The organism is Streptomyces sp. NPDC101219, from assembly GCF_044767675.1.
Taxonomy (GTDB): domain Bacteria; phylum Actinomycetota; class Actinomycetes; order Streptomycetales; family Streptomycetaceae; genus Streptomyces.
Genome location: NZ_JBIWOK010000001.1, coordinates 368,647 through 395,575 on the forward strand (window position 1 = coordinate 368,647; position 26,929 = coordinate 395,575).

Consider the following 26,929-nt stretch of genomic DNA (forward strand, 5'->3'; position numbering starts at 1 on the left):
CCCTTGACCTTCCCCGGCCGTGAACCGAGGATCGTCAGTCATGACGGCAGGACACGGCAGCACGGTGGACGGACTCCTGCGACGCAGCGCCCGGCGCACGCCGGCCCGCGTCGCCGTCGAGTACGGCGACCGCACCTGGACCTACGGCGAACTCGACACCGCGGTCTCCCGCGCGGCGGGCGTCCTGCTCGCCGAAGGGCTGTCCCGGGGCGACCGGGTCGCCGCCTACGGGCACAACTCCGACGCCTACCTGATCGCCTTCCTCGCCTGCGCCCGCGCCGGCCTGGTGCACGTCCCGGTCAACCAGAACCTGACCGGCGACGACCTCGCCTACCTCGTCGGCCAGTCCGGCAGCTCCCTCCTCCTCGCCGACCCCGGCCTCACCGGCCGGCTCCCCGGGGGCGTGCCCGTCCTGCCGCTGCGCGACACCGACGACGCGCTGCTCGCCCGGCAGGCCGACGCCGACCCCTACGACGGCCCCGAGCCGCGCACCGAGGACCTGGTGCAGCTGCTGTACACCTCCGGCACCACCGCGCAGCCCAAGGGCGCGATGATGACCCACCGGGCCCTGGTGCACGAGTACCTGAGCGCCATCACCGCGCTCGACCTGTCGGCCGGCGACCGGCCCGTCCACTCCCTGCCGCTGTACCACTCGGCGCAGATGCACGTCTTCCTGATGCCCTACCTCGCCGTCGGCGCCACCAACGTCGTCCTGGACGCCCCGGACGGCGACCGGATCTTCGACCTCGTCGAGGCGGACCGCGCGGACAGCCTGTTCGCACCGCCGACCGTCTGGATCGCCCTCGCCAACCGCCCCGACTTCACCACCCGCGACCTGAGCGGACTGCGCAAGGCGTACTACGGTGCCTCCATCATGCCGGTGCCCGTCCTGGAGCGGCTGCGGGAACGACTGCCCTCGCTGGCCTTCTACAACTGCTTCGGCCAGAGCGAGATCGGCCCGCTGGCCACCGTCCTCGGCCCGGCCGAGCACAAGGGGCGCCTGGACTCCTGCGGGCGGACCGTCCTGTTCGTCGACGCGCGGGTGGTCGACGAGGACGGCAAGGACGTGCCCGACGGGACGCCCGGCGAGATCGTCTACCGCTCCCCGCAGCTCTGCGAGGGTTACTGGGACAAGCCCGAGGAGACCGCCGAGGCGTTCCGGGACGGCTGGTTCCACTCCGGCGACCTCGCGGTGCGCGACGCCGACGGCTACTTCACGATCGTCGACCGGGTGAAGGACGTCATCAACTCCGGTGGCGTGCTGGTCGCCTCACGGCAGGTCGAGGACGCGCTCTACACCCACGAAGCGGTCGCCGAGGCCGCCGTGATCGGCCTGCCCGACGACCGCTGGGTAGAGGCCGTCACCGCGGTCGTCGTACCGCGCTCAGACACCGGCGGGGACGCGCTGGAACAGGAGCTGATCGCCCACGCCCGCGAGCGCCTCTCCCCGTTCAAGGCGCCCAAGAAGGTGCTGTTCGTCGACGAACTCCCGCGCAACGCCAGCGGGAAGATCCTCAAACGGGAACTGCGGGACCGCTTCGCCGGATGAGCCCCGGCCCGGCCCGGGGCGTGACGGGTCCCGGGCCGCGCGGTGCGGGAGGCGCTATCCGGCCCGCAGGTCCACGATCCGGCGGATCTTGCCCACGGACCGCTCCAGGGTCTCCGGATCCACGATCTCCACCGTGACCGACACCCCGATGCCCTCCTTCACGGCCGCCTCGACGGACCGGGCCGCCTTCTCACGCGTCCCGCTGTCGGCGTCGGGCCGTGCCTCCGCCCGGACCGTGAGACAGTCCAGGCGGCCCTCCCGGGTGAGCCGGAGCTGGAAGTGCGGGGCGACCCCCGGGGTGCGCAGCACGATCTCCTCGATCTGCGTGGGGAAGAGGTTCACCCCGCGCAGGATGACCATGTCGTCGCTGCGGCCGGTGATCTTCTCCATCCGCCGGAACACCCGCGCCGTGCCCGGCAGCAGCCGGGTCAGGTCCCGCGTCCGGTACCGGACGACCGGCATGGCCTCCTTGGTCAGCGAGGTGAACACCAGCTCACCGCGTTCGCCGTCCGGCAGCACCTCACCGGTGACCGGGTCCACGACCTCCGGGTAGAAGTGGTCCTCCCAGATGTGCAGTCCGTCCTTGGTCTCCACGCACTCCTGTGCCACCCCGGGGCCGATCACCTCGGACAGCCCGTAGATGTCGACCGCGTCGATCGCGAACCGCTCCTCGATCTCGGCCCGCATCTGCTCCGTCCACGGCTCCGCCCCGAAGATCCCCACCTCCAGTGAGGTGCTCCGCGGATCGATGCCCTGCCGTTCGAACTCGTCCAGCAGCGTCAGCATGTAGGACGGCGTCACCATGATGATCCTGGGCCGGAGGTCCTGGATCAGCGTCACCTGGCGGGCCGTCATGCCGCCGGAGGCGGGAATCACCGTGCAGCCGAGCCGCTCGGCACCGTAGTGCGCGCCCAGACCGCCCGTGAACAGGCCGTAGCCGTACGCCACGTGGGCCGTGTCCCCGGGCTGCCCGCCGGCCGCGCGGATCGAACGGGCCACCATGTCCGACCACATGGACAGGTCGTCCTCGGTGTAGCCGACGACCGTCGGCCGGCCGGTGGTGCCGCTGGAGGCGTGGATCCGGCGGAGGCGCTCACGGGGCACCGCGAACATGCCGTAGGGGTAGTGCGCCCGCAGGTCCGCCTTGGTGGTGAACGGGAACCGGGCGAGGTCGGCGACCGAACGGCAGTCGTCGGGGTGGACACCGGCCGCGTCGAAGGACTGCCGGTAGAACGGCACGTGGTCGTAGGCGTGCCGCAGCGAGGCCCGCAGCCGCTCCAGTTGCAGCGCCCTCAGCCCCGCCTCGTCCAGCCGCTCCGCCGGGTCCAGCAGGTCCGCCGCCTCGGTCATCCGACTGTCTCCTCACCCTCGCGTCACAGGCGACCGATCGTTCGGTCGACCCTCCGGGCATCAGTAATCCAGGCGTACGCCGCGAGGGCAAGAGGGGGACCCGCACGAATTCCCGGCGCCCGCGTGCGGCAGCGGAATCTCTGGCTCCGCGAGACCGCCGGGGGACCCCGGCGCGGGTCGGGGCGGACGGCACCGCCCCCGGTCAGTCCCGCGGGCCGGGGACTCCGGTCGTCCCGCCGTCCGGTCCGTAGGCCGTCATGAAACGGTCGCGGAACCGGTCCATGCCCCAGCTCGGCGCGTCGGGGGCGGGCTTGAGACCGTCGGTCCAGCCCCAGTCGTCGATCCGGTCGAGCACCTTCTTGTCACGGGCCACGACCGTCACCGGCACCTCCTTGCTGGGGCTGCCGTCGACGACCGCCGGGACCGGCTGGTGGTCGCCGAGGAACACCACCACGGTGTCCTCGTCGCCGTACCGCTCGATCCATTCGATCAGGCTGCGCAGCGAGTACTCCACCGCCCGCCGGTACTCGGTACGGATGCTCTCGGGGCTCTTCCAGACCTCCTTGGGGTCGGTGCCCTCCTCCTTGATCCGGTGGAAGACCGACCCGTCCCCGAGGTCCTCCCAGTCGATCATGCGCGCGATGGGGGACCAGGGGTTGTGACTGGACGCCAGGATGATCTCCGCCATGATCGGCGGGCGGTCCTCCTTGCCGTGCTCCAGCCGCTCGAACGCCTCCATGCTGAACTGGTCGGGCACGGGCGTCCAGCTGAAGTACGGGCCGTGATAGCCGAGGTGCTCGGAGTCGTAGATGTGGTCCAGGCCGAAGAACTTCCCCTCCGGCCAGGCCCGCCGCACCCCCGGCACGATGCCGACGGTGCGCCAGTCCCCGGCCCGGCGGAAGTAGCTGGTGAGGGTCATCCGGTCGCTGGTCGTCAGGCTGCGGTACCGCTGCTGGTTCTTGATCCACAGGCCGGACAGGAAGGTGGAGTGGGCCAGCCAGCTGCCGGCGCCGGTCACCGGGGACTTCAGCCATCCGCTGCGGGACCCGAATCCGGCCGCGTCCAGGCGGCGGGTGCCCTCGGTCAGCGCCGCGTCGGTCTCCGCGGCCATCTCCGGATGGTCGATCGCGGTCCGGCCGTAGCTCTCGACGAACGTGAACAGCACGTCCTTGCCGCGCAGCCCGGTCAGCAGCTGGTCGGGCGGGGTGTCCGCGAACGCGTCGACCGCCGCCTCCTTTTTGAACACGCGGGCGTCCCGGATGCCCGCGCGCACCTGTTCCACCCGGTTGCCCAGCATCTCCGTGGTGCCCTTGGTGGCGACGGGCACGCCGGAGACCTGCACGCCCAGGGTGACGCAGGTGATCCACACGACGCACAGGACCAGCGTCGTGCGCGCGGCGACGGGACGGTGCCGGGCCATGAGGCGGGCCAGCCGGGCCGTGGCGAGCGTCATGAGCAGGAGCAGCACCACGAACAGCACGAGCACCCCGGCGACGGCCAGTATCTGACCGCCCCGTCCGAAGGACTCGCGGACGAAGTCGGTCGCGTCGTCCAGCAGGATCCAGTCGAGGACCAGGTCGAACGGCCGGGCCAGCACCTGGTGGAAGCCCATGTCGAGGAACTTCAGCACGGTGAGCAGCCCGAGCAGGACACCCGTCACGACCGCGGTGATCCGCCGGGGCCGGGGCGGCAGCGCGAGCAGCAGGGCCGCGAGGAGGATGCCCTCGGCGGGGATGCGCAGGAACGCCTCGGGCGCGAGCCGTTCCACCCGGTTCGGCACCAGCAGCGCGAACAGCACCAGAGCGCCGGCCAGCACCGTCGTCCCCACCGTGACCCCGCGCGAGACCCGCGGCCACCGGCTCCGCCAGCCGAACCAGCCCTCCCGGACCGCCGCCGCCGACGGCGCGTCGCCGGGCACCGGGTCCGCCTCCCGGGCGGGGTCGGGGTCCGCCTCCGGGGCCGGCTCCTGTCCTGTCTCCGGGTCGGGGGCCGGTCCTGCCCCCGGGTCGGGTTCCGTCGCTGCGTCCCCGCCGGGTTCAAGCTCCGCCTTGCCGGCCGACGCCTCCCGCGCCTCGTCCGCGGTCTGCGCCTCCCGCGCCTCGGCGGTCTGCGCCTCCCGCCCCTTGTCCGCGGTCTGCGTCTCGCGCGCCTCGTCCGGGGCCTCCGCCTCCCGCCCCTCGTCCGGGGCCTCCGCCTCCCGCGCCTCGTCCGGGGCCTCCGCCTCCCGCGCCCCGGCGGCCTCCGTCTCCTCCGCCCCGGCGGTCCCTGCCTGTTTCGCCTCGGCGGCCTCCGTGTTCTCGGCCCCTGCGGCCTTCGTCTCGTCCGCCCCGGTGGCCGGCTCGTGCCCGGGGTCCGTGCCGTCCACGGCCTCGGCGGTGGCCCCGGCGCTCCCGGCAGGCTCCGCCGTGTCCGCCGCGTCGCCGTCGTGGTCGTCGTGGTCGTCCCGGGGCTCCCGGGGTGCGGGCGTCGTCCCGGGGGTGTCGTCCGGGTCCGCCCCGCTCGCGGGAGCGTCCGACAGCCTGCGCGGGCGAGTGAAGAGCGACACCCGGAGGTCCTTCCGTACGGGTACTGCGACGGCATGGCGAACAGGACCCTTCACGGGCCTGCTCCCAGCCAGTACGTCCGCACCGCGCGCCGCGTTCAATGCGACCTGCACGAACGCTCAGCCGCCCGCGGCCACCACCTCCCGTGCCCACCGGTAGTCGGCCTTGCCGCTCGGCGACCGCCGGATCGATCCGGCGACGACCAGCCGGCGCGGGATCTTGTACCCGGCGAGGCGGCTGCGGCAGTGCGCCTGGATCTCCTGGAGCGACGGCGCCTTCGCGCCCTCGCGGATCTGCACCACCGCCGCCACCCGGTGTCCCCACCTGCTGTCCGGCACGCCGGCCACCAGCGCGTCGTAGACGTCCGGGTGGGACTTCAGAGCCTGCTCGACCTCTTCCGGGTAGACCTTCTCGCCGCCCGTGTTGATGCACTGGGAGCCGCGGCCGAGGACGGTGACGACGCCCTCCTCGTCGACCGTGGCCATGTCACCGAGCAGGACCCACCGTTCCCCGTCCCGTTCGAAGAACGTCTCGGCCGTCTTCCGCGGGTCGTTGTAGTAGCCGAGCGGCACGTGGCCGCACTGGGCGATACGTCCGATGCTGCCCGGCGCCACCGGCTCGTTCGTGGCCGGGTCCACGACCCGGGTGCGGGCGTTGACCCGGACCCGGAAGCCCCGCTCCGGTCCCGCGTCCTCGGTCGCCGTGCCGTTGAAACCGGACTCCGAGGAGCCGAAGTTGTTGAGCAGCAGGGCGGTCGGGACCAGCTCCTGGAACTGGCGGCGCACCGTCTCCGACAGGATCGCCCCGGAGGACGACACGCTGAACAGCGACGAGCAGTCGATGCCGCGCAGCGGTCCGGCCAGGGCGTCGACCAGCGGTCGCAGCATGGCGTCGCCGACCAGGGAGACGCTGCTGACCTGTTCCTTCTCGATGGTGCGCAGCACCTCCTCCGGCACGTACCCGCGGTGCGTGACCACTCGCTGCCCGAAGTGGAACCCGATGAACGCGGTCAGGGTGGAGGTGCCGTGCATCAGCGGTGCCGTGGGGAAGAAGGTGATGCCCGAGCCGCCCGCCGCGACCCGCTCGGCCAGTTCCTCGGGCCGGCTCACCGGATCGCCCGTCGGTGCGCCGCCGCCGAGACCGGCGAAGAACAGGTCCTCCTGGCGCCACACCACCCCCTTGGGCATGCCGGTCGTGCCACCGGTGTAGATGATGAACCGGTCGTCGCCGGAGCGCTCCGGGAAGCCCCGGCCGGGCGAGCCGGACGCCTCGGCGTCCGCGAAGTCGACGGCGCCGGCGGGCCGTTCGCTGCCGCCGCCGACGGTCCGCTCGGCAGGGAGTACGCCGAGGGGCCCGGCGGGGCTGCTCACCCGGATCAGGTGGCGCAGCCGCTCCGCGCGCGGCACGGCCACCGCCACGCGGTCGGAGAACTCCGCGTCGAAGACCAGCGCCGTCAGGTCCGCGTCCCGGTAGAGGTAGGCCAACTCGTCGGCCACATAACGGTAGTTGACGTTGACCGGGACGATCCGGGCCTTCAGGCAGGCCAGCACGGTCTGCAGGTACTCCACGCCGTTGTACAGGTGCAGTCCCAGGTGGTCGCCGGGCCGCACGCCCCGGTCGAGGAGGTGGTGGCCGAGGCGGTTGGCGGCGGCGTCCAGCTCCGCGTAGGTCAGGCGGCGCTCCGCGCCGGTGCCGGGGTGGTCGGCGTGCACCAGCGCCTCGCGGCCGGGGACGACGTCGACGACCGACTCGAACAGGTCGGCAAGGTTGTACTCCACCGCTCCTCCTGACCCCGAAGCGCGCCCGGCAACCGTCCGTTCGCCGGTCATCAGAGCAAAGGGCGGCCCAAGGGGGAAGGTCTGCGGTCAAGAAATCTGACTGACTGTCAGAAAAGCCCTTGTACTGCCACCCCGGCTCCTGCAACCTGTTCTCGTTCCGTGGACGGAACGCAGACCCCCGCGGTGCCCACGACGGACGGAGGGCCGCCATGGCCGGGACCGAACACCTCACCGTGCGGCGCGAGGGCGCCACCCTGGTCCTCACCCTCGACCGACCCCAGGCACGCAACGCCCTCTCCCTGCCCATGCTCGTCGGCCTGTACGACGGCTGGACGGAGGCCGACCGGGACGACACCGTCCGCTCGATCGTCCTCACCGGCGCGGGCGGCGCCTTCTGCGCCGGCATGGACCTCAAGGCGCTGGCCGGCGACGGCATGACGGGGGAGGAGTACCGGGACCGCATCGAGGCCGACCCCGACCTGCACTGGAAGGCCATGCTGCGCCACCACCGCCCCCGCAAGCCGGTCGTGGCCGCCGTCGAGGGGCCCTGCGTGGCGGGCGGCACCGAGATCCTCCAGGGCACCGACATCCGGGTGGCCGCCGAGTCCGCCACCTTCGGACTCTTCGAGGTGCGCCGCGGCCTGTTCCCCATCGGCGGCTCCACCGTCCGGCTGCCCCGCCAGATCCCCCGCACCCACGCCCTGGAGATGCTGCTCACCGGCCGCGCCTACAGCGCGGCGGAGGCCGCCGCCGTCGGACTCGTCGGACACGTCGTCCCCGACGGGACCGCCCTCGCCCGGGCCCTGGAGATCGCCGACCGCATCAACGCCTGCGGACCCCTGGCGGTCGAGGCGGTGAAGGCGTCCGTGTACGAGACCGCCGACCTGGCCGAGACCGACGGGCTCGCCGCCGAACTCGCCCGCGGGTGGCCGGTCTTCGACACCGCCGACGCCAAGGAGGGCGCCCGCGCCTTCGCGGAGAAGCGGCCGCCCGTGTTCCGACGCGCCTGACCCGCCCGAGGAGGCCGCCCCGATGCCCGAAGCGCTCAGCGCCCCGCTCGTCGTCGAATTCCCCTTCACCCGCTCCCTCGGCCCCGTCCAGAGCGCCTTCCTGACGGGCCTGCGCGAGCGCACCGTGCTCGGGGTGCGCACCGCCGACGGCCGCGTCCTCGTCCCGCCCGTCGAGTACGACCCCGTCACCGCCGAGGAGACCGGCGACCTCGTCCGCGTCGCCCCCACCGGCACCGTCACCACCTGGGCCTGGAACCACGCCCCCCGCCGGGGCCAGCCGCTCGCCACGCCCTTCGCCTGGGTCCTGGTCCGCCTCGACGGCGCCGACACCGCCCTCCTGCACGCCCTCGACGCCCCCGGCCCGGACGCCGTGCGCACCGGGATGCGGGTACGCGTCCGCTGGGCCGCCGAACCCACCGGCGCCATCACGGACATCGCCTGCTTCGAGCCCCACGACGGCCCCCCGGCCCCCGGCCCCGAGCCCTTCACCGGCACCTTCGACGCCCCCGTCACCGGCATCGTCACCCCCGCCCGCCTCGACTACACCCACGCACCCGGCCGGGCCCAGACCGCCCACCTCACCGCGCTCGCCGAACGGCGGATCGTGGGCGAACGCTGCCCGTCCTGCCGCAAGGTGTACGTGCCGCCCCGAGGCGCCTGCCCCACCTGCGGAGTGGCCACCGGGGACCCCGTCGAGGTGGGCCCGCGCGGCACCGTGACCACCTTCTGCGTCGTCAACATCAAGGCCGCGAACCTCGACATCGAGGTGCCCTACGTCTATGCCCACATCGCCCTCGACGGCGCCGACCTCGCCCTGCACGGCCGGATCGGCGGCATCCCCTACGACGAGGTCCGCATGGGCCTGCGGGTCGAACCGGTGTGGCGGGACGGCGTCCGCCACCCCGACCACTACCGCCCGACCGGCGAACCCGACGCCGGCTACGACACCTACCGGGAGCTGCTGTGACGCGCGGAACGGACCCGGGCACCGGCCCCGACATCGCCGTCGTCGCCTTCGCGCAGACGGACCACCGGCGCACCAGCGACGACGTCTCCGAGGTCGAGATGCTGCTCCCGGTCCTGCACCAGGTGCTCACCCGGACCGGCCTGCGCACCGCCGACATCGGCTTCACCTGCTCCGGCTCCTCCGACTACCTCGCCGGACGCGCCTTCTCCTTCACTCTCGCCCTGGACGGCGTCGGCGCCTGGCCGCCCGTCTCCGAGTCCCATGTCGAGACGGACGGCGCCTGGGCCCTGTACGAGGCGTGGACCCGGCTGCGCACCGGCGCCGCCGACACCGCCCTCGTGTACGCCTGCGGCAAGTCCTCGCCCGGCTCCCTGCGCGACGTCCTGTCCCGCCAGCTCGACCCGTACTACGGGGCACCCCTGTGGCCCGACTCCGTCGCCCTGGCCGCCCTGCAGGCACAGGCCCTCATCGACACCGGCGCGGCCGGCGAACCCGAGTTCGCCGCCGTCGCCGCCCGCAACCGTCAGGCCGCCACCGCCAACCCGCACGCCCAGCTCACCGGCCCGGTGCCGCACGGCGGGTACGAGGTACGGCCGCTGCGCACCGGCGACTGCCCGCCGGTCGGGGACGGCGCCGCCGCCGTGATCCTCGCGGCCGGGGAACGGGCCCGCGCCCTGTGCGACCGCCCCGCCTGGATCCGGGGCATCGACCACCGGATCGAGGCCCACGGGCTCGGCGTGCGGGACCTGACCGACTCCCCGTCCGCCCGGCTCGCCGCCGAACACGCCGGCGCCTTCGCATCGCCCGTGGACACCGCCGAGTTGCACGCGCCCTTCACCTCCCAGGAGATCGTCCTGCGCCGCGCCCTGCGGCTCGGCGACGACGTCGACGTCAACCCCTCCGGAGGCGCCCTCGCCGCCCACCCGGTCATGGCCGCCGGACTGATCCGCATCGGCGAGGCCGCCGCCCGCGTCCACCGGGGCACCTCCGACCGCGCCCTCGCCCACGCCACCTCCGGGCCGTGCCTGCAGCAGAACCTGGTCGCCGTACTCGAAGGGGATCCGCGATGAGCAAGGAGCCCGTGGCCGTCGTCGGCATCGGCCAGACCAGGCACGCCGCGGCCCGCCGGGACGTCTCCCTGGCCGGACTGGTCCGCGAGGCGGCCCGCCGCGCCCTCGACGACGCCGAGCTGACCTGGGCGGACGTCGACGCCGTCGTGATCGGCAAGGCACCGGACTTCTTCGAGGGCGTCATGATGCCCGAGCTGTACCTCGCCGACGCGCTCGGCGCCGTCGGCAAGCCGATGACGCGCGTCCACACGGCCGGGTCCGTCGGAGGCTCCACCGCCCTCGTCGCCGCCGACCTGGTCGCCGCCCGCGTGCACGGAACCGTCCTCACCGTCGCCTTCGAGAAACAGTCGGAGTCCAACGCCATGTGGGGGCTGTCCCTGCCCGTCCCCTTCCAGCAGCCGCTGCTCGCCGGGGCGGGCGGCTTCTTCGCCCCGCACATCCGCGCCTACATGCGGCGCAGCGGAGCCCCCGGCACCGTCGGCGCGATGGTCGCCCTCAAGGACCGCCGCAATGCGCTGAAGAACCCCTACGCCCACCTCCACGAACACGGCATCACGCTGGAGAAGGTCCTGGCCGCGCCCATGCTGTGGGACCCGGTCCGCTACTCCGAGACCTGCCCCTCCTCCGACGGCGCCTGCGCCATGGTCCTCACCGGCCGTGCCGGGGCGGCCCGCGCCCCCCACCCGCCGGCCTGGGTGCACGGCGGCGCGATGCGCAGCGAGCCGACCCTGTTCGCCGGCAAGGACTTCGTCTCCCCGCGCGCCGGGCGGGACTGCGCCGCCGACGTCTACCGCCAGGCCGGCGTCACCGACCCGCGCCGGGAGATCGACGCCGCCGAGATCTACGTGCCGTTCTCCTGGTACGAGCCGATGTGGCTGGAGAACCTCGGCTTCGCGGAGCCGGGCGAGGGCTGGAAGCTCACCGAGTCGGGTGCGACCGGGCCGGACGGCGACCTGCCGGTCAACATGTCCGGCGGGGTGCTGTCCACCAACCCCATCGGCGCCTCCGGCATGATCCGCTTCGCGGAGGCCGCGCTCCAGGTGCGCGGCCGGGCCGGGGAACACCAGGTCGACGGGGCCCGCCGGGTCCTCGGACACGCCTACGGCGGCGGATCCCAGTTCTTTTCCATGTGGCTGGTGGGCAGCGCGCCCCCTGCCTCCTGACCCCTCGGGAACACCCGCGCGTGAAGGCACTCCTCACATGGCCTGTCGAGCACCCGGACCGCTCGCTAGGCTGGCCGCGGACGACGACGTCGGGAGGAGCACGGACGTGGCCGAGAGCACCACCCAACAACGCCCGCTCACGGGCTGGGACAAGCCGGACCTGGACCTCAGCAAGGCACAGTGGCAGTCCAGCAGCCGCGGCCTGGGCGATGTCCAGATCGCCTTCGTGGAGGGCTTCATCGCGATGCGCAACAGCGGCCGCCCGGAGAGCCCCTCCCTGATCTTCACCCCGGCGGAGTGGGGCGCGTTCGTGTCGGGAGCCCGGGAGGGGGAGTTCGACCTGACGTGACCGGGCCTCGGCGCCCGCACCCGTCCCCGGGGGGCGCACCCGGCGGGCGGTCCCCCCGCCGGCGGGGTGTTCCCGTCGTTTTTCCGGACACGCGACAAGGAAGACCGCGCCCGGGCCGCGCCTGAGCCACGCTGACCCGGGGGACCCGTACGCCGTATCCCGGAGGCGAGACATCCATGAGCATCCAGCCGGTCGTGGCGGCCGTCGACGGTTCGCAGGACAGCCTGCGCGCCCTGGACTGGGCCCTGGACGCCGCACGCCGGCGCGGAGCCGCCCTGCGGGTCGTGCACGTCCGGCAGTACGCCCCCTGGCCCCAGGCCGAGGCCCTGGCCGCGGCGCCGCCCGACCCCGACGACGACGCCGTGCTGGAACAGGTGCGCGGCCACCTGAAGGACCGTGCCGGTCCGCCCGCCGTCGAGTACACCGCCCTCGACGGCGCCCCCGGCGCGGTCCTGTCGGAACTCGGCGCCACCGCGGGGCTGCTGGTACTCGGCTCCCGGGGCCGCGGCGGCTTCGCCAGCCTGCTCCTCGGCTCCAACTCCCTGGCCGCCGCCCGCGATGCGGAGTGCCCGGTTGTCGTGGTGCCCCGCCCCCGCGCACAGGACGGCGACGACGCACCGGTCGAGCCCGGCCCCCGGGTGGTGGCCGGGCTCAACGTGGACAGTCCGGACGAGGCCACGCTCGGCTTCGCCTTCACCGAGGCGGCCCTGCGCGGTGCCCGGCTGTCCGTCGTCACCGCCTACCCGTGGCCCCTGCAGACCTGGATGCTGCCCGGCGAGATGCCCCCGCCGGAGATCGACCAGGACGCCGTCGAGCACGAGAACCGCGTCCTCGCCCGGGGTTTCCTCGCCCCCCACCGCGAACGGCACCCCGATGTGGCCGTCGAGATCCTCACCCTCCCCGGCGACGCCGCCGGCCACCTCGTGGACGCCTCGCGGGGCGCCGGCCTGGTCGTCGTGGGACGTCACCGGCGGCGGCTGCTGGCACCCGCCCGCATGATGGGATCCGTCACCCAGGCGGTGCTGCTGCACGCCGTCAGCCCCGTCGCGGTCGTCCCGCCGGCCCCCGCCGAGGAGTAGCCGGGCCGGGCCCCGGGCGACCGTCCCGCCGGTCACCCGCACGTCCGTACGGCCCGTCCGCCCGGCGGCGGCCGACGATCCGTCCCGCGGCCCGGGCACGTACCATGGCGGCATGTCGTTCCTCCGCCGCCGCAGCGCCACGCCCGCCGGGCCCGACTTCGACGTACTGGCCATGGACCCGGGTGACTGGCCCGGCAACCTCGGCGCCGGCCTGCTGCCCGCCCCCGACGGCAGTTGCCAGGGCGTCTTCCTGCGGTACGACCTGTTCGGCGGCCGCGGCCCCGCCATGATCATCGGCAATCTGCCGGAGGGTTCTCCCGCCCGGGACATCCCCGAGGACGAGATTCCCTTCGAGGTCGGACAGCTGCTGCTGGCACTGGAGAACGACGAGGACATCACCGTCGTCGGCACCGAGGACGTGCCGGTGATGCAGGGCGACAACCTGCTGATCGTGCGCCGCGTGAAGCTCTCCGAGAGCCGGATCTCCTGCGTGCAGTTCGACCGCAGCGACAACGTCCTGGTCACCATCGCCGCCTGGGACCGTCCCATCACCGACGACCTGTACGCCCTCCTCAAGCCCCTGCCCGCGGAGCTGTTCCAGCAGAGCTGAGCGGCGGGGCCGTCCCCTCGCATGCGACGCCGGACGCACGAAGGTCCGCGGTCCATCCGGCTACGGACAGACCGCGGACCTTCGTGCGCCGCGTCAGCGCGTGCCGACCGCCGCGCGCACGGCCCGGCGGGCCAGCTGGCAGTCATCGTGCAGCCGCCGCAGCAGCAGCCGCTGCTCCTCGCCGGACGGCACGGCACCCGGATGGGCCATCGGGGCCGCCGGGGTCGCCTCCTGCATCGAACGCTGCACGGCCGTCTCGTAGGTGCGGATCTCCCGGGTCAGCACGAGCATCAGGTTCACCAAGAAGGCGTCGCGGGAGGCCGGACCGGCCGCCTGCGCGATCTGGCTGATCTGCCGCCGGGCCACCGGGGCGTCCCCGAGAACCGCCCACAGGGTCGCCAGGTCGTAGCCCGGCAGGTACCACCCCGCGTGCTCCCAGTCGACCAGTACGGGGCCCGCCGGTGACATCAGGATGTTCGACAGCAGCGCGTCGCCGTGACAGAACTGGCCCATGCCCTGCCGCCCGGCCGCGTGCGCGATGCCGTGCAGCAGCTTCTGCAGGTCGCCCAGGTCCCGGTCGGTGAGCAGGCCCAGTTCGTGGTACCGGGCGATGCGGGCCGCGTAGTCCAGCGGCGCGTCGAACGTGCCCGCCGGCGGCCGCCAGGCGTTGAGCCGGCAGACCGCGCCGAGGGCCGCCCTGATGTCCGCCCGGGGCGGCGCCTCCACCGGGTGCCGCTGGAGCGCGGCCGCCCGGCCGGGCATGCGCTCGATCACCAGCGTGCAGTTGTCCGGGTCCGCCGCGATCAGCCGGGGCGCCCGCACAGGCGGGCGGTGCCGGACGAACGAGCGGTAGGCCGCTATTTCGTGGCGGATCCGCTCGGACCAGGCCGGGGAGTGGTCCAGTAAGCACTTGGCGACGGCCGTGCTCCGGCCGGTCGTGCCGACCAGGAGGACGGACCGGCCGGTCCGCCGCAGCACCTGCACCGGCGCGAACTCGGGGCAGATGCGGTGCACCGAGGCGATCGCCGTGCGCAGCTGCGCGCCCTGGGGGCCGGAGAGGTCGAGCCGGCCGCTGAGCGGCTGGGTGCCCGGTCCCGCGGCGCGCCGTGCCCTGGGTGCGCCCAGGGCGGGGGCCGCCGGGCGTGCGGGGGCGAGGTAGGGGCCGCTGTCCGAAGGACGCGGACGCGGCCGGGGCGGGGCGGACACGGAGGACGATGCTGCGTACATGGGCGAAACAGATCCCTTCGTGTGCCTGCGACGACATCGCACCACCCGGCCCGGAGCCCGGCGCACCCTGGGGAGTGTCCCCGCGGCTGCCGGGTCGTGGTGGCGCATTCCTACTCGACACCCGATGCCCCCTGGCACACCATCTGGCGCACCCTGGCGAACCCTGGCGAATAGTCGCCCGGCAACTCTCCCGGGGCTACTGTCAACTCAGCCGAGAACCTGGGGGCTTGACGTGAGCGGACAACCCAATACCCGGCTCTCGGACCTGTTCGGCCTGGCCGGCTGGTCCAAGGGCGAACTCGCGAGGCTGGTCAACCGGCAGGCGGCGGCCATGGGCCACCCCCAGCTGGCGACCGACACCTCCCGGGTGCGGCGGTGGATCGACATGGGAGAGATCCCGCGCGATCCCGTGCCGCGGGTGCTGGCGGCGCTGTTCACCGAGCGTCTCGGCCGTGTCGTGACCATCGAGGACCTCGGTCTGGTCCGGCACGGGCGTACGGGGAAACGGTCGCGCGACGGGAATGCGGAACATCCCGACGGCGTGCCGTGGGCGCCCGAGCGGACGGCTGCGGTCCTCACCGAATTCACGGGAATGGACCTCATGCTCAACCGACGCGGCTTGGTGGGCGCGGGCGCCGCGCTCGCCGCGGGCTCCGCACTCAGCAGCGCCATGCACGACTGGCTGCACTCCGACCCTGCCCTGACGGCCGATGCTCCCGGCCTCAACCGTCCCCTGAACGCCGACCACATCGGGTCGGACCGTTACGAGGCCGCCCCCATCGGCTCGCAGGAGATCGAGGAACTGGAGCGGTCCGTGGAGGTGTTCCGTGCCTGGGACGCCGCCCGGGGCGGTGGCCTCCAGCGCAAGGCGGTGGTGGGCCAGCTCAACGAGGTGGGCGGCATCCTCGCCTACCGCCACCCACCCCATCTCCAGCGCCGCCTGTGGGGCGTCGCGGCCAACCTCGCGGTCCTCGCGGGCTGGATGTCGCACGACGTGGGCCTGGAACCCACGGCCCAGAAGTACTTCGTCATCGCCGCCCATGCCGCTCGCGAGGGCGGCGACCGGCCGCGGGCCGGCGAGGCACTCTCCCGGGCGGCCCGCCAGATGGTCCACCTGGGCCGGCCGGACGACGCCATGGACCTGATGAAGCTGGCCCAGTCGGGCTCGGGCGAGGAGGTCCTGCCGCGCACCCGCGCCATGTTCCACACCGTGGAGGCGTGGGCGCAGGCGTCCATGGGCAAGGGGCAGGCGATGCGCCGCACCCTGGGCCGGGCCGAGGACCTGTTCGTCTCCGACAAGGGCGACGTGCCGCCGCCGAGCTGGATGCAGCTGTTCAACGAGGCGGACCTGTACGGGATGCAGGCGCTGGCGTACCGCACGCTCGCGGAGTTCGAGCCGGGAGCGGCGACGCACGCCCAGCACTACGCGGACAAGGCGCTGGCGCTGCGCGTCGACGCCCAGCAGCGGTCGAAGATCTTCGACTTCCTCTCCATGGCCTCGGCGTGCTTCATCGCCGACGACCCCGAACAGGCGGACCGGTTCGCCCGTCTCGCCCTGGTGTCGATGGGGCAGAACTCCTCGCACCGCACCTGGGACCGGCTGCGCGAGATGTACCGGCTGACCGCCGAGTACGCGGGCTATCCCCGGATCGAGGAACTCCGGGAGGAGATCGAGGTCGCGCTGCCGAAGCCGCGCGGGAAGGGCGGCGAGGGCACGCGGGTGTGACCCCCGGGGTGGTGGCCGGGCGGCGGGCACCGCCGGCCGTGACCGCAGAGATGCCCGGGGTGCCGCCTAGCCGGTGACCCTGGCGACCAGCAGGCAGCCGTCGTCCTCGCGTCGCTCGCCGGCGACCTCGTGCGCGACCGCGCGGACGCAGTCCTGCGCGGTGGTGGCGCGGGTGAAGCGGGGGGCCAGGGCCAGCAGTCGGTGTGCGCCCGCGGCCCGGCCGTGCCCGGGAACCAGCCCGTCGGTGTGCACGAGCAGCAGGTCGCCGGGTTCCAGGGTCTCGGCCGCCTCTCCGTAGCGGGCGCCGGAGGACGCGCCGAGGAGGAAGCCGTCGGGCGCGTCCAGGATCCGCCCCGTCCCGTCGCGGAACAGCAGCGGGGCGGGGTGTCCGGCCTGCGCCCACACCAGGGTGCGGGTGCCGGGCCGGTAGCGCAGGCAGACGGCGCTGCCGAGGACCGGGTGGACCGTGCCGTCGGTCAGCCGGTTCAGGCAGGCCATCAGGGGCCCCGGGGACGTGCCCGCGGTGCCCAGGGCGCGGGCGGCGCCGAGGAGCATCGCCAGGGCCGAGGACACCCCGACCCCGTGCCCGGTGAGATCGCCGGCGCCGAGCTGCGCCGTGCCGTCGGGCAGTTCCAGGGCGTCGTACCAGTCACCGCCGACCCGGGGCGCCGCCGACGCGGGCAGGGACAGGGCGGCGACCTCCAGGGCGCCCGGTCCGGTGTGCGGGATCCGCAGGGAGCCGCGCCACACCGGCCGTACGGCCTCCCGCAGTTCGGTGGCGACCCGGTCCTCGGCGGCCGGCGGTGCCGGGCGCAGGGAGGCGCGGCTCTCGCTCACCGCCCGGCGGCAGCGCCGCAGTTCGCTGACGTCCCGCAGGACGGCCCACATCGAGGCGGTGCTGCCGTCGGCGCCGAGCACCGGTTCGCCCATCATGTGCACGGTCAGTACGGCGCCGTCCGGGTGGACGACGCGGAACTCGCCGTCGATGGGCCGGGCGTCGATCAGGCAGTCGGTGACCATGCCGGTCAGGGTGGGCCGGTCCTCGTCGTGCACCAGCGAGGGCAGTTCGTCGAGGGTGAGCGGGACCGAGGACGGGTCGCGGCCCAGGATGCGGTAGAGCTCCGCCGACCAGGTGGCCTCGTCGGTGAGGAGGTTCCACTCGGCGCTGCCGACCCGGCTGAGCAGCGAGCCGCGCCGGAGTGCGGGCGGTGCGAGGGGCGCCGGGTCGTCGGCGGCGAGCGGCGGTCCGTCCCGCAACTGCGACAAGTGCCGTCCGACGTCGTCGAGCTGATGGACCGCCAGGTCGTACAGTGCGCGCTCCCAGCGGTCCTCGGGGTCCGTCCCGTCGGCCGGTGTCCCCCGCCGCACGGCGTCCACGTCGCCCTTGAGCCGCCGGGCCCGGGAGATGAGCGTGTCGACGGGGCCGCGTCCCGGCGGCTGGGCGGCGGGGCGGTCCGCGGAGAGGGGGGACGGCATGACGCACTCCGATGCGGGACGGTTCGGCCAGAGGCGGAGAAAGGGACCGTCACGACTGTCGCACAGCCCGCGACGGCCCGTAAGGGATTTGGCAACACACGATACGGCGGTGCCCCCGGCATATGTCAGCGTCTTCGCGGAGTTACTCCGGGGTACCCGCGTGGTGCCGGTCTTGCGATCCAACTCCGATGTGATGAAGCGTAGTTGACGCGCCGTACGGTGCGGCACCACCCGTCACTCACGTGTTCGACATGCGAGCGCGTGTGCGCATGGCGGAGCCGGCGGGGAGGAACCCCGCCGGCCCGTCTCAGTACCTCAGCACGCCGGCCATGCCCACCTCGTCGCCCAGGGTGCCGTCCGGGACGAAGCGGACCTCGGCGCCCGTCTCCAGGCACTGCTCCACGATCTCGTCCACGATGTCCTCGCGGGCGTCCAGGTCGCCCTCCTCGGCGAGCACCAGGTGCTCGCCGTCGTCGCGCACCGTCAGCCGCAGGTTCTCCTCCACGGCCAGCAGCCCGACCCGGCCCTCCCGGGCGCTCCGCCACAACTCGTCGACGCCCGCGGCGAACTCCTTGCGCCCGCGTGCCGCTTCCAGCTCACGGGTGACCTCCTCGGTGCGCCGCCGGGCCTCCTCCTCGAGCACCGGGCGCAGGGCCTGCCACACCGCGTCGGGCGTGCCGTGGGCCAGTCCGCCGTGCGGCACGTGCACGGCGTCCCGGGTGACCGTGCCCGCGTCGTGCAGCAGGGACAGGGCCGCCGGTTCACCGGTGACGTAGAGCGGGCGCGGCCGCTCGCGCAGGACGTCGGCCACCGCCGCGTCGGCCTCCCGCAGGAACCGGCGGGTGTCCTCGTCCCGGAAGGCGCTCGGCTGGTCCCCCACCCGTTCGAGCCGCTCCGGGTCGAAGTTCGGCTCGTCGCGCTCGAGCGGGAAGCGGCCCGTGGACTCCTCGGTGACCCGGTCCACGCCCCCGCTCCACAGGGTGGCCCGGTCGGCCGAGACGGACAGCACCCAGAACGGCTGTTCGGCCGTATGGGCGGAGACGAGATTGCGGGTCAGGAAGGTGTCCGAGAGCACCACCCGCTCGGGCACGGAGCGGGCGAGCGACCAGACCTGGTGCTCACCCGGGGCGGCGAAGATGACCAGACCGTCCTCGGTGTGGCTCAGGTCCACCTCGGCCAGGGCCCGGTCCAGCTCCTGGACCACCTGGACCCGGCGGTCCCGGGTGACGGCCGGATCGGCCTCCAGCTGCTTCTTGGCCTCGGCGACCATGTTGCGCAGCCGGACCTGGTCCTGCGTGTTGAGGGGGTCGCGCCGGTGGGTCGGTGTCAGCACGGACACCGCGGGATAGGGGCGCGGACGGCGAAGCTCGGCAAGGGTCGTGGGACTCAGATCGTGCTCCATGACAGCACCATAGAACCGATTCCCGGGTACGGCATTGGGGGGACAAGTCCTGACACGTCCCGCCGGCCCGCGGCAGACCCCGGCTCAGTCCGCCGCGTCCTCCTCGGAGCCGCACGAACTGCCGTCGCGCGGGAGGGATCCGTAGCGCAGGAAGTCGTCGGCCTTGCGCTGGACGCACTCGGACGACCCGTAGCCCGTGTGCCCCTCCGCCCGGTTGTCCAGCACCACCGCCGACGAACCCAGCCGCTCGGCCGTCTCCACCGTCCAGCGGTACGGCGTGGCGGGGTCGCCACGGGTGCCCACCAGCAGCATCTTCGGCGTGTCCAGGTCCTTGACGTCGTCGCGGATGTAGTCGGTGCCCCGGGGCCGGCCGTAGCACATCAGCACCTGGGCGAGCCGGTACGGACCGAAAACGGGGGAGGCCCGCTCGTAGCGGGCGCGCAGTCCCGCGAGGTCCCGGGTGATCTCCTCGGCGGAGGGGCGGTCGGGGTCGTCCGCGCAGTTCACCGCCATCAGGGCCGCCGGCAGGTTGTCCAGCGGGATCTCCTCCTCGTCGGCGAGCGGTTCGTGCTCGCGCACCGGCAGCGGGGCCGTCACCCCGCCCGTCGCGAACGCCTCCACGCCGCGGGTGTCGCCGTCCTCCATCAGCTGCGCCAGGGCCCGTTGCAGCAGGGGCCACAGCTCCCTGCTGTACAGGCCCTGGCCTATCGCCCCGGCGAGGTCCTGGCCCGTGAACTCGAAACCGAAGTCCGACGCCACCGGGCTCTCGTCGAGCGACTCCACCAGGTCCAGCATCTGCCGGCGCGCCTCGCGCGGGTCCTGCCCGAACGGACAGGCGATGTCCTCGGTGCACCAGGTGAGGAAGGACTCCAACGCCTTCTGCTGTCCCGCAGCGGCGGCCAGGCCCTGCTCGGACAGCGGCTCGGTCAGCGTGTCGACCCCGTCCAGCACGAACCGGCCGACCTTGTCGGAGAACTGCGCCGCGTACACCGCCCCCAGCCGGGTCCCGTAGGAGAAGCCCAGGTAGTTGAGCTTCCTGTCGCCCAGGGCCGCACGCATCACGTCCATGTCGCGGGCCACGTCCACGGTGCCGATGTGGGGGAGGACCGGGCCGGAGTGCTCGGCGCACTCGGCGGCCACCTTGCGCAACTGCGCCATCGCCTCGCGCGGATCCGACATGTCCTCGCCGTCGGTCGCCTCCAGCGCCTGCCCCGTCGCCTCCGCGCCGCAGCTGACCGGCGCGGAGCGGCCGACCCCGCGCGGATCGAAGGAGACCACGTCGTAGTCGTCGGTCAGCCCCATGAACTCCTTGCTGCCGTGGGCCAGCCCCAGGACGCCGGAACCGCCGGGGCCGCCGAAGTTGAGCACCACGGAGCCGCGGGGGTCGCCGGTGCCCCGGATCCGGGCGAGGGCGAGCTCCAGGGTGCCCTTGCCGGGGGCGGAGTAGTCGACGGGAACGGTGATCTTCCCGCACTGCAGGTCCGCGGGCATCTCCATGCCGTCGCACTTCGACCAGCTGATCCGCTGCTCGTAGAACCGGCTCAGGCCGGCGTCCCCCTCGCCGCGGGTGCCGGCGGCGGGCAGTCCCAGCCCCAGCAGGGCCAGCCCGACCGCGCCGGTCACCGCACAGCTGCGGACCGGGGGTCGCGTGGACAGCTTGGTCAGCATGGATGCCTCCAGCAGCGCTCCGCGGCAGGAACCGGCGCCCCCGCTCACCCTAAGCGGGCCTCGCGGGCCCCGCCTGTCGGCCGGACGGGTGGGGGGCGGGGGCTGCCGGCGTCCGCCGGGCGGGCGTGTGTTCGATGCCTTGGCCCGAGGTTCGATCCGCGGGTCACCCGAGGGGGTGATCATGGGACGACGTCCGGATCAGCCGTACCCCAGGGCGGATCTTCACGTTGAGACGGGTGCGGGCGAGCGCCCGCGACGACGTCCGGAAGGCAGGAATCGATGGGACGGATGACTCGGAACGGCATGATCGTCCTCGCCGCCGCGTCCGGCGCGCTGGCCATGGCCGGGGCGGCGCACGCCGACGCCGGGGCGGAAGGGAGCGCGGCCGGGTCTGCGGGCCTGGTCTCCGGCAACACCGTGGAGCTGCCGGTGGACCTGTCGGTCAACGCGTGCGGGAACACGGTGAACGCCGTGGGGCTGCTCAACCCGGCCCTGGGCAACAGCTGTGCCGAGGCGGACGCGGCGCCCCCGCCGTCCGAACTGCCCCCGCCGTCCGAGGTGCCCCCGCGGTCCGAGGTGCCCCCGCACGCCCTCCCGGCACCCCACCCGGACCCCCACACCGAGCGCACGGAGCTGGCCGAGACCGGTTCCGCCGGCACCACCGCCGGGCTGGCCGGAGCGGGCGCGGCCCTGTTCCTCGGCGGGATCGCCCTGCACCGCCGCTCCCGCCCCCGGCGGGGCTGACACCGCACCGCAGGGGGCGGCGTCAGGCCGTCCCCCGGGACACGCCGGTGAGCAGCACCATCCCGGAGTCGCCGTAGTCCGGGAGGGTCGTGTCGCTGTCGATACGGGTGACCGTGAGCTCACGGGTCAGCGGGGCGAAGACCCGGGTCACCGTGTCCGGGTCCACGGGACAGCCGGGCCAGCGGGAGGCCGGGCCGATGCGGTACGTCGGCATGTTCTCCATGAACGCCGCCACCAGGTACCCGCCCGGGCGCACCGCGCGGACGAAGGCCCGGCAGAAGGCCGCGAACTCGGTGTGGTCCTCGGTGGCACCCTCGGCGACGAAGTGCATCGAGGCCAGCCCGTACGCGCCGGGCGGCAGCGCCCGCACGTCGCCGTGCACCACCCGGACCGGCGCCAGCGCCCCCGCCAGGGTCGGCGGCACGTCCGGGTCGAGCCGCCGGCACAGGGCGTGGAACTCCTGCCAGCTGGCGTCCGGCCGGTGCTGCAACTGCTGCTCCAGGTAGGCCACGTTGCTCGCCCCGGCCTCCACGGCGTCGATCCGGCGGCTCACCGCCGACGCGAGGATCAGCGGATACAGGTTGGGCCCGGCCCCGAACTCCACCGACCGGTCGACACCGCGGCGTGGCAGCCGCCGGTAGAAGGCGCTGTGGTGGGCGATGACCGCCGCGTCGGACGGGTGCACGTCGCGGTAGTTCTCCGCCAGGTAGTCGGCGACCGGCCAGCTGTCCCAGTCCACGTCGTCGTTGTGTGTGGTCATGGCGTCCGCTCCTTCGCCCGCAGCGGGAAGCGTGCCGCCAGCCGGGTCAGCGTCCCGGCCAGCCGGTCCATGTCGTCGTCGGAGTTGAGCGTCGTGATCTGGACCCGGAAGCCGACCCGGTCGCGCGGCACCAGCGGGTAGGCCGCCAGCGTCACGTAGATGCCCTCGTCCCACAGGTAGGAGCCGACGGCGTCGATGTCGTCCGGGTTGGCCAGGGGGATCTCCACGATGGGCAGCCGGTCGGTGTTCAGGGTGTCCACCCCGAGACCGTCGAGGTGGTCGAGCAGCCGCACCGTCTTGCGGTACAGGTCGGCCCGCATCGCGTCGCCGCGACGGTCGTTCACGTCGAGCCCGGCCATCGCGGTGGCCAGCGACGCCGTGGGGGAGGGCCCGGAGTACAGGTAGGGAGCCGCGGCCGTCTTCAGCCGGTTCTTCAGGTCCGTCGGCAGCGCGAGGAACGCCAGCAGCGACGAGTACGCCTTCGAGAAGCCGCCGGTGAGCACGATCGAGTCGTAGCTCTCCCCGGTGTGGCGCACGATGCTGTTGCCGCGCAGGCCGTACGGGCACGGCTCGTCGGGCCCGCGCTCGCCGATCACCCCGAAGCCGTGGGCGTCGTCCACGTACAGGGTGGCGCCGGCGGCCCGGCAGATCGCGGCCAGGGCCGGCAGGTCCGGGATGTTGCCGCTCATGCTGTTGACACCGTCCAGGCACACCAGCCGGGGTGTGCCCGGCGGCACCGAGTCCAGCAGGGTGTTCAGCTCGCCCGGCCGCTCGGCGTGGAAGCGGTGCAGAGTGGCACCCTGGGCCCGCGCCACCACGCAGCCGTCGTACAGGGTGCGGTGCGCGGTCGCCTCCACGAAGACGTGCCCCTGGTCGGCGAGGGCGGGGATCACCGAGGAGTGCATCAGGGTGAGGGTCGGCAGCAGCAGCGTGTCGGGGGCACCCAGCAGGGCCGCCAGACGCTCCTCGATGTCCGGGTACAGCCGGGGACTGCCCAGCAGCCGCGACCAGCTGGGGTGGGTGCCCCACCGGCGCACGGCGGGCCCCACGGACTCCATGATCTCCGGGTCCCAGTCGAAGCCGAGGTAGTTGCAGGACGCGAAGTCGATCAGCCAGTGGTCGCCGCTGCGGATGTGCCGCCCGCGCACCTCGTCCAGGACCGCGTCGCTCATCGGACTGGTGCGCCGCAGCCGGTCCAGTTCGGAACGGTGCGCCCGCTGCCGCAACCGCAGGGCCCGCGCGGCCTGCTCCTCGCCGTCCGCGCCACGTCCGGCCCGCCCTGCCCGGCGGGGCCCGGGCGCGTAGTGCCGGCGGCCGGGCCGGCGCAGGACGTGGGCGCTCTCTTCCACCGTCATGGGCCGGGCGAACAGATAGCCCTGGCCGAAGCGGCAGCCCATGGCGGACAGCAGGTCGCGCTGGGCGGACTCCTCGATGCCCTCCGCGATCACCTGCAGCCCGAGGGTGTCGGCGATCCGCACGATGCCCTCGACCAGCGCCACCTGCTGGGTGTCCTGCGTGATGTCGTCGATGAAGGTCTTGTCGATCTTCAGTACGTCGATGGGGAAGTCGCGCAGGTAGCGCAGGGAGGAGAAGCCGGTGCCGAAGTCGTCGACCGCGATGTGCACCCCGAGGTCCTTCAGCGAGTCCAGCACGGTGCGGATCCGGTCGTCGTGGCGCAGCAGCACCGTCTCCGTCAGCTCCAGCTGGAGCGATCCGGGCACCAGTCCCGGCGTACGCAGGGCCTCGCCGACCTGCTCCACGAACCCGACGTCCCGGAACTGGCGGGCCGAGACGTTCACGCTCACGTACGGGGGCCGGTCCAGGCCGTTGGTGCGCTGCAGTCCGGCGATGTCGTTGACCGCGTTCTCCAGCACCCACGAGCCGAGCGGCGCGATGTGTCCGGTCTCCTCGGCCAGACCGATGAACTGTTCGGGCGGTATCGGCGCGCGGGAGCGGTGCGGCCAGCGGACCAGGGCCTCGAAGCCGACGACCTCACCGGCCGCGATGTCGACGACGGGCTGGTAGCGCAGCGTGAACTCCTTGCCGGCCACCGCCCGCGCCAGCTGCGACTGCAGGTCGTGCCGCTCCACCATGCGGTCCTGCAGCAGGGGCCGGAAGCGCCGCCACTGCCGTTTGCCGGCCGCCTTCGCCGCGTACAGGGCGAGGTCGGCGTGGCGGAGCAGTTCCTGCGCGTCCGCGCTGTCGCGTGCCGTGGCCACGCCCACGCTGGCGGAGACCGTGACCGACTCGTCGGCGAGCTCGAAGGGCCGGCTGAGGGTCTGGATGATCTGGGTGGCCAGCGACTCGGCGTCCAGGGGCTCGCGGGCGTCCTCCATCAGCACGGCGAACTCGTCCCCGCCGAGCCGGGCGGCGGTGTCGGTGCGGCGCAACGCCCGGGACAGCCGGTTGCCCACGGCGACCAGCAGTCCGTCGCCGGCGGCGTGCCCCAGGGTGTCGTTGACCAGTTTGAAGTCGTCCAGGTCGATGAAGAGCAGGCACACCAGCGACGATTCGCGGCGGCCCCGCAGCAGGGCGCGTTCGATGCGCTCCAGCAGCAGGGTCCGGTTGGGCAGCCCGGTCAGCGCGTCGTGGAAGGCGCGCTGGGTCAGTTCGTGCTCCAGCCGCCGCTGCTCGGTCACGTCCCGCAGGGTCACCACCAGCCCGGCCACGGTCCGCTCGGCGCGGAAGTCGCTGCACCGCACCTCCACCTCGACGCGGCCCTCGCGCCGCCGCACCCACCAGTGGTCGTGCCCGGCGCGGGACTGCCGGTCCCGCACGGCCGCGAGTTCCCGCACGGCCCGCTGGCGGTCCGCCGGGTCGAGCAGGCCCGGCAGGGAGCTCCCGGCGAGGTCGGCGGTGCCGAACACCGACGCGGCGGACGGGCTCGCGTACCGGATGGTGTCGTCGTCCTCCACGATCAGGATGACGTCGGAGGCGTTGCGGACGAGGGTGCGGAAGTAGGCCTCGCTCTCCCGCTGGATGATCTCCCGGCGGAGCACCAGCCGTTCCATCGCCAGTCCGACGTGGGACGCCAGGATCTCCAGCGGCCCCCACGCCTCGGCCAGCGCCCGGTAGGGGCCCGCGACCAGCAGGACCCCGGGGACCCGTTCGGCCGGGCGGTCGGGCTGGGTCATCGGGCAGAGCAGGACGGCGGGCATGCCCTGCAACGCGCCGGCGAGTTCCGGGCCGAGGCTGCCGGGGGTGACGAGCCGGCTGCCCTCGGGGGTGAGTTCGGCCACCCGGTCGGCCGGCAGCAGCAGCGTCCGGTGGTCGACGCCCGGTCCGAGGACCCGGTCCACGGCCGTCTCGCAGGAGAACACCACCTCGCTGGGACGGACGGCCGACACGAGGCTGGCGCCCGTGCCGTGCAGCGCCAGTTCGCGGGCGACGGCGCGGCGGTGGGCCACCACCATGCTGCCGAGCCGGAGGATCACCAGCAGGAACAGTCCGGCGGAGAAGGCGGCGATCACGGTGGCGTCGTGCGCCGTGCGCGTCACCCCCTCGTAGAGCAGGATCCCGGGGGCGATCAGCGTGGCCACGGCCAGGACGACCAGCCGCCGGGGCGGCGGCAGCAGGGACGGGGAGCGGCGCTGGGGGAGGGCGGTGGTCAGCCGGACCATGGAGGGGTGCAGGGCGGCCAGTCCCCAGGCCGTGTAGAAGACGATCCACCCGGCGTCCAGCAGGGTACCCACCTGCCACATGGCCCTCAGCTGCAGCAGTCCGTAGCCGATGTCGAAGCACAGCAGGGTGAGGGTGCCGAGCACGAGCAGCCGGATGGACCGGTCGGCGCTGCTGAGCGGGGCCGGACTCAGCAGCCGGACCAGCAGCGCCAGTACCAGGATGTCGCCCAGCGGGTAGGCGATGCTGATCGCCCGCTGCTCCCAGGTGAGCCCCTGCACCTCGGTGAGCGGCTGCACCAGGTACACCCACACCGGCAGGGCGAGCCCCCCGGTGACGATCATCGCGTCCAGGAGGCTCGGCAGGTCGCGCCGCGGGTACCGGTACCGGATGAGGCCGGACAGGCCGACGGCGAGCAGGGGGTAGGTCGCGAGGTAGAGGGCGTCCGCGGGGGACGGGAAGGGGTTGGAGGCGCCGAAGTACTCCTCCATCACGTTGTAGTACGTGTCGCCCGCGATGAAGGTGAGCAGCCCGCCGGCGAGGACCCACCAGGGCCAGGTGTGGGCGGGCCGGTTGATGCGGATGCCGACCACCACGGCGGCGACGCCCGACAGGCCGATGACCGCCCACAGCGGCGCACAGGTCGCCGGAACCGTCAGATAGACGACGGTCGCCACGGCGACGAACGCTGTGTAGCCCGCCATCAGCCGGGCCGCCGGAAGCGAGCGCATACGCCATCCCCCATCGGGGAGACCAGGTGGCTCAGTCGCCTGGTCTGACTGTCCCGACGATGGTAGACACCGGGGCCTGGACGCTGCATCTCGAAGAGCGGGCGGCCCC

19 protein-coding genes are annotated in these 26,929 nt (G+C 73.6%); 10 read left to right on the forward strand and 9 right to left on the reverse strand.

Going from position 1 to position 26,929, the window contains the following annotated elements; translation table 11 throughout:
- Positions 1-40: 40 nt before the first annotated feature.
- Positions 41-1,549, forward strand: coding sequence for an acyl-CoA synthetase (locus tag ACIRPP_RS01800; RefSeq protein WP_403637030.1), 1,509 nt, complete (start codon positions 41-43; stop codon positions 1,547-1,549).
- Between the two features lie 54 nt (positions 1,550-1,603).
- On the opposite strand, the gene paaK is transcribed toward ACIRPP_RS01800, so the two are convergent.
- The 3 genes from paaK to ACIRPP_RS01815 all read right to left on the reverse strand — a co-directional run bounded on the left by paaK (position 1,604) and on the right by ACIRPP_RS01815 (position 7,220).
- Positions 1,604-2,899, reverse strand: a complete 1,296-nt coding sequence (gene paaK / locus ACIRPP_RS01805) for a phenylacetate--CoA ligase PaaK (RefSeq protein WP_403637032.1) — start codon at positions 2,897-2,899, stop codon at positions 1,604-1,606.
- A 202-nt stretch (positions 2,900-3,101) separates the two neighbouring features.
- Complete coding sequence (locus ACIRPP_RS01810; RefSeq protein WP_403637034.1) at positions 3,102-5,444, reverse strand: sulfatase; 2,343 nt, start codon at positions 5,442-5,444, stop codon at positions 3,102-3,104.
- A 117-nt stretch (positions 5,445-5,561) separates the two neighbouring features.
- The gene (locus ACIRPP_RS01815; RefSeq protein WP_403637036.1) at positions 5,562-7,220 is read right to left on the reverse strand and encodes an acyl-CoA synthetase; all 1,659 of its coding nucleotides are present in this window, start codon (positions 7,218-7,220) and stop codon (positions 5,562-5,564) included.
- A gap of 209 nt (positions 7,221-7,429) precedes the next feature.
- Between ACIRPP_RS01815 and ACIRPP_RS01820 the strand changes: the two genes are divergently transcribed.
- The 7 genes from ACIRPP_RS01820 (at position 7,430) to ACIRPP_RS01850 (ending at position 13,468) form a co-directional block, all read left to right on the forward strand.
- Positions 7,430-8,230, forward strand: coding sequence for a crotonase/enoyl-CoA hydratase family protein (locus tag ACIRPP_RS01820; protein WP_403637038.1), 801 nt, complete (start codon positions 7,430-7,432; stop codon positions 8,228-8,230).
- Between the two features lie 22 nt (positions 8,231-8,252).
- Positions 8,253-9,197, forward strand: coding sequence for a Zn-ribbon domain-containing OB-fold protein (locus tag ACIRPP_RS01825; RefSeq protein WP_403637040.1), 945 nt, complete (start codon positions 8,253-8,255; stop codon positions 9,195-9,197).
- Positions 9,194-10,267 carry a thiolase domain-containing protein gene (locus ACIRPP_RS01830; protein ID WP_403637042.1) on the forward strand — a complete coding sequence of 358 codons (1,074 nt, stop codon included), beginning with the start codon at positions 9,194-9,196 and terminating at the stop codon, positions 10,265-10,267. The genes ACIRPP_RS01825 and ACIRPP_RS01830 overlap by 4 nt, the downstream gene beginning before the upstream one ends.
- Positions 10,264-11,430 (forward strand): thiolase domain-containing protein, encoded by a 1,167-nt coding sequence (locus ACIRPP_RS01835; protein ID WP_403637044.1) that lies wholly within the window; start codon positions 10,264-10,266, stop codon positions 11,428-11,430. Before ACIRPP_RS01830 ends, ACIRPP_RS01835 begins: the two co-directional genes overlap by 4 nt.
- Positions 11,431-11,536: 106 nt before the next feature.
- Positions 11,537-11,779, forward strand: a complete 243-nt coding sequence (locus ACIRPP_RS01840) for a DUF397 domain-containing protein (RefSeq protein ID WP_164346907.1) — start codon at positions 11,537-11,539, stop codon at positions 11,777-11,779.
- A 176-nt stretch (positions 11,780-11,955) separates the two neighbouring features.
- A complete protein-coding gene (locus ACIRPP_RS01845; protein WP_403637047.1) occupies positions 11,956-12,858 on the forward strand; it encodes a universal stress protein in 903 nt (300 codons plus the stop codon).
- Positions 12,859-12,970: 112 nt separating this feature from the next.
- Positions 12,971-13,468 carry a hypothetical protein gene (locus ACIRPP_RS01850; protein ID WP_403637049.1) on the forward strand — a complete coding sequence of 166 codons (498 nt, stop codon included), beginning with the start codon at positions 12,971-12,973 and terminating at the stop codon, positions 13,466-13,468.
- Between the two features lie 93 nt (positions 13,469-13,561).
- On the opposite strand, the gene ACIRPP_RS01855 is transcribed toward ACIRPP_RS01850, so the two are convergent.
- Complete coding sequence (locus ACIRPP_RS01855; RefSeq protein ID WP_403637051.1) at positions 13,562-14,695, reverse strand: aminoglycoside phosphotransferase family protein; 1,134 nt, start codon at positions 14,693-14,695, stop codon at positions 13,562-13,564.
- A gap of 232 nt (positions 14,696-14,927) precedes the next feature.
- Here ACIRPP_RS01855 and ACIRPP_RS01860 point away from each other — a divergent pair, with 232 nt between their 5' ends.
- Positions 14,928-16,421 carry a hypothetical protein gene (locus ACIRPP_RS01860; protein WP_403637053.1) on the forward strand — a complete coding sequence of 498 codons (1,494 nt, stop codon included), beginning with the start codon at positions 14,928-14,930 and terminating at the stop codon, positions 16,419-16,421.
- A 66-nt stretch (positions 16,422-16,487) separates the two neighbouring features.
- On the opposite strand, the gene ACIRPP_RS01865 is transcribed toward ACIRPP_RS01860, so the two are convergent.
- From ACIRPP_RS01865 to ACIRPP_RS01875, 3 genes are all read right to left on the reverse strand, one after another.
- A complete protein-coding gene (locus ACIRPP_RS01865; protein ID WP_403637055.1) occupies positions 16,488-17,897 on the reverse strand; it encodes a SpoIIE family protein phosphatase in 1,410 nt (469 codons plus the stop codon).
- Positions 17,898-18,204: 307 nt separating this feature from the next.
- Positions 18,205-19,299 (reverse strand): chemotaxis protein, encoded by a 1,095-nt coding sequence (locus ACIRPP_RS01870; protein ID WP_403637057.1) that lies wholly within the window; start codon positions 19,297-19,299, stop codon positions 18,205-18,207.
- A gap of 84 nt (positions 19,300-19,383) precedes the next feature.
- Positions 19,384-20,967 (reverse strand): alpha/beta hydrolase, encoded by a 1,584-nt coding sequence (locus ACIRPP_RS01875; protein WP_403637059.1) that lies wholly within the window; start codon positions 20,965-20,967, stop codon positions 19,384-19,386.
- 288 nt (positions 20,968-21,255) lie between these two features.
- Here ACIRPP_RS01875 and ACIRPP_RS01880 point away from each other — a divergent pair, with 288 nt between their 5' ends.
- Positions 21,256-21,711 (forward strand): chaplin, encoded by a 456-nt coding sequence (locus tag ACIRPP_RS01880; protein ID WP_403637060.1) that lies wholly within the window; start codon positions 21,256-21,258, stop codon positions 21,709-21,711.
- A 22-nt stretch (positions 21,712-21,733) separates the two neighbouring features.
- On the opposite strand, the gene ACIRPP_RS01885 is transcribed toward ACIRPP_RS01880, so the two are convergent.
- Entirely contained in the window at positions 21,734-22,471 is a 738-nt protein-coding gene (locus ACIRPP_RS01885) for a class I SAM-dependent methyltransferase (RefSeq protein ID WP_403637062.1), read from the reverse strand.
- Complete coding sequence (locus ACIRPP_RS01890) at positions 22,468-26,820, reverse strand: aminotransferase class I/II-fold pyridoxal phosphate-dependent enzyme (protein ID WP_403637064.1); 4,353 nt, start codon at positions 26,818-26,820, stop codon at positions 22,468-22,470. The genes ACIRPP_RS01885 and ACIRPP_RS01890 overlap by 4 nt, the downstream gene beginning before the upstream one ends.
- Positions 26,821-26,929: the final 109 nt, after the last annotated feature.

What these genes read in the sequence shown, in the direction of transcription:
- ACIRPP_RS01870 (WP_403637057.1), bottom strand. Translation starts at nt 19,299, where the DNA reads ATGGAGCACGATCTGAGTCCCACGACCCTTGCCGAGCTTCGCCGTCCG.
- ACIRPP_RS01880 (WP_403637060.1), top strand. Translation starts at nt 21,256, where the DNA reads ATGACTCGGAACGGCATGATCGTCCTCGCCGCCGCGTCCGGCGCGCTG.
- ACIRPP_RS01855 (WP_403637051.1), bottom strand. Translation starts at nt 14,695, where the DNA reads ATGTACGCAGCATCGTCCTCCGTGTCCGCCCCGCCCCGGCCGCGTCCG.
- ACIRPP_RS01825 (WP_403637040.1), top strand. Translation starts at nt 8,253, where the DNA reads ATGCCCGAAGCGCTCAGCGCCCCGCTCGTCGTCGAATTCCCCTTCACC.
- ACIRPP_RS01820 (WP_403637038.1), top strand. Translation starts at nt 7,430, where the DNA reads ATGGCCGGGACCGAACACCTCACCGTGCGGCGCGAGGGCGCCACCCTG.
- ACIRPP_RS01845 (WP_403637047.1), top strand. Translation starts at nt 11,956, where the DNA reads ATGAGCATCCAGCCGGTCGTGGCGGCCGTCGACGGTTCGCAGGACAGC.
- ACIRPP_RS01850 (WP_403637049.1), top strand. Translation starts at nt 12,971, where the DNA reads ATGTCGTTCCTCCGCCGCCGCAGCGCCACGCCCGCCGGGCCCGACTTC.
- ACIRPP_RS01885 (WP_403637062.1), bottom strand. Translation starts at nt 22,471, where the DNA reads ATGACCACACACAACGACGACGTGGACTGGGACAGCTGGCCGGTCGCC.
- ACIRPP_RS01890 (WP_403637064.1), bottom strand. Translation starts at nt 26,820, where the DNA reads ATGCGCTCGCTTCCGGCGGCCCGGCTGATGGCGGGCTACACAGCGTTC.
- ACIRPP_RS01835 (WP_403637044.1), top strand. Translation starts at nt 10,264, where the DNA reads ATGAGCAAGGAGCCCGTGGCCGTCGTCGGCATCGGCCAGACCAGGCAC.
- ACIRPP_RS01800 (WP_403637030.1), top strand. Translation starts at nt 41, where the DNA reads ATGACGGCAGGACACGGCAGCACGGTGGACGGACTCCTGCGACGCAGC.
- paaK (WP_403637032.1), bottom strand. Translation starts at nt 2,899, where the DNA reads ATGACCGAGGCGGCGGACCTGCTGGACCCGGCGGAGCGGCTGGACGAG.
- ACIRPP_RS01875 (WP_403637059.1), bottom strand. Translation starts at nt 20,967, where the DNA reads ATGCTGACCAAGCTGTCCACGCGACCCCCGGTCCGCAGCTGTGCGGTG.
- ACIRPP_RS01865 (WP_403637055.1), bottom strand. Translation starts at nt 17,897, where the DNA reads ATGCCGTCCCCCCTCTCCGCGGACCGCCCCGCCGCCCAGCCGCCGGGA.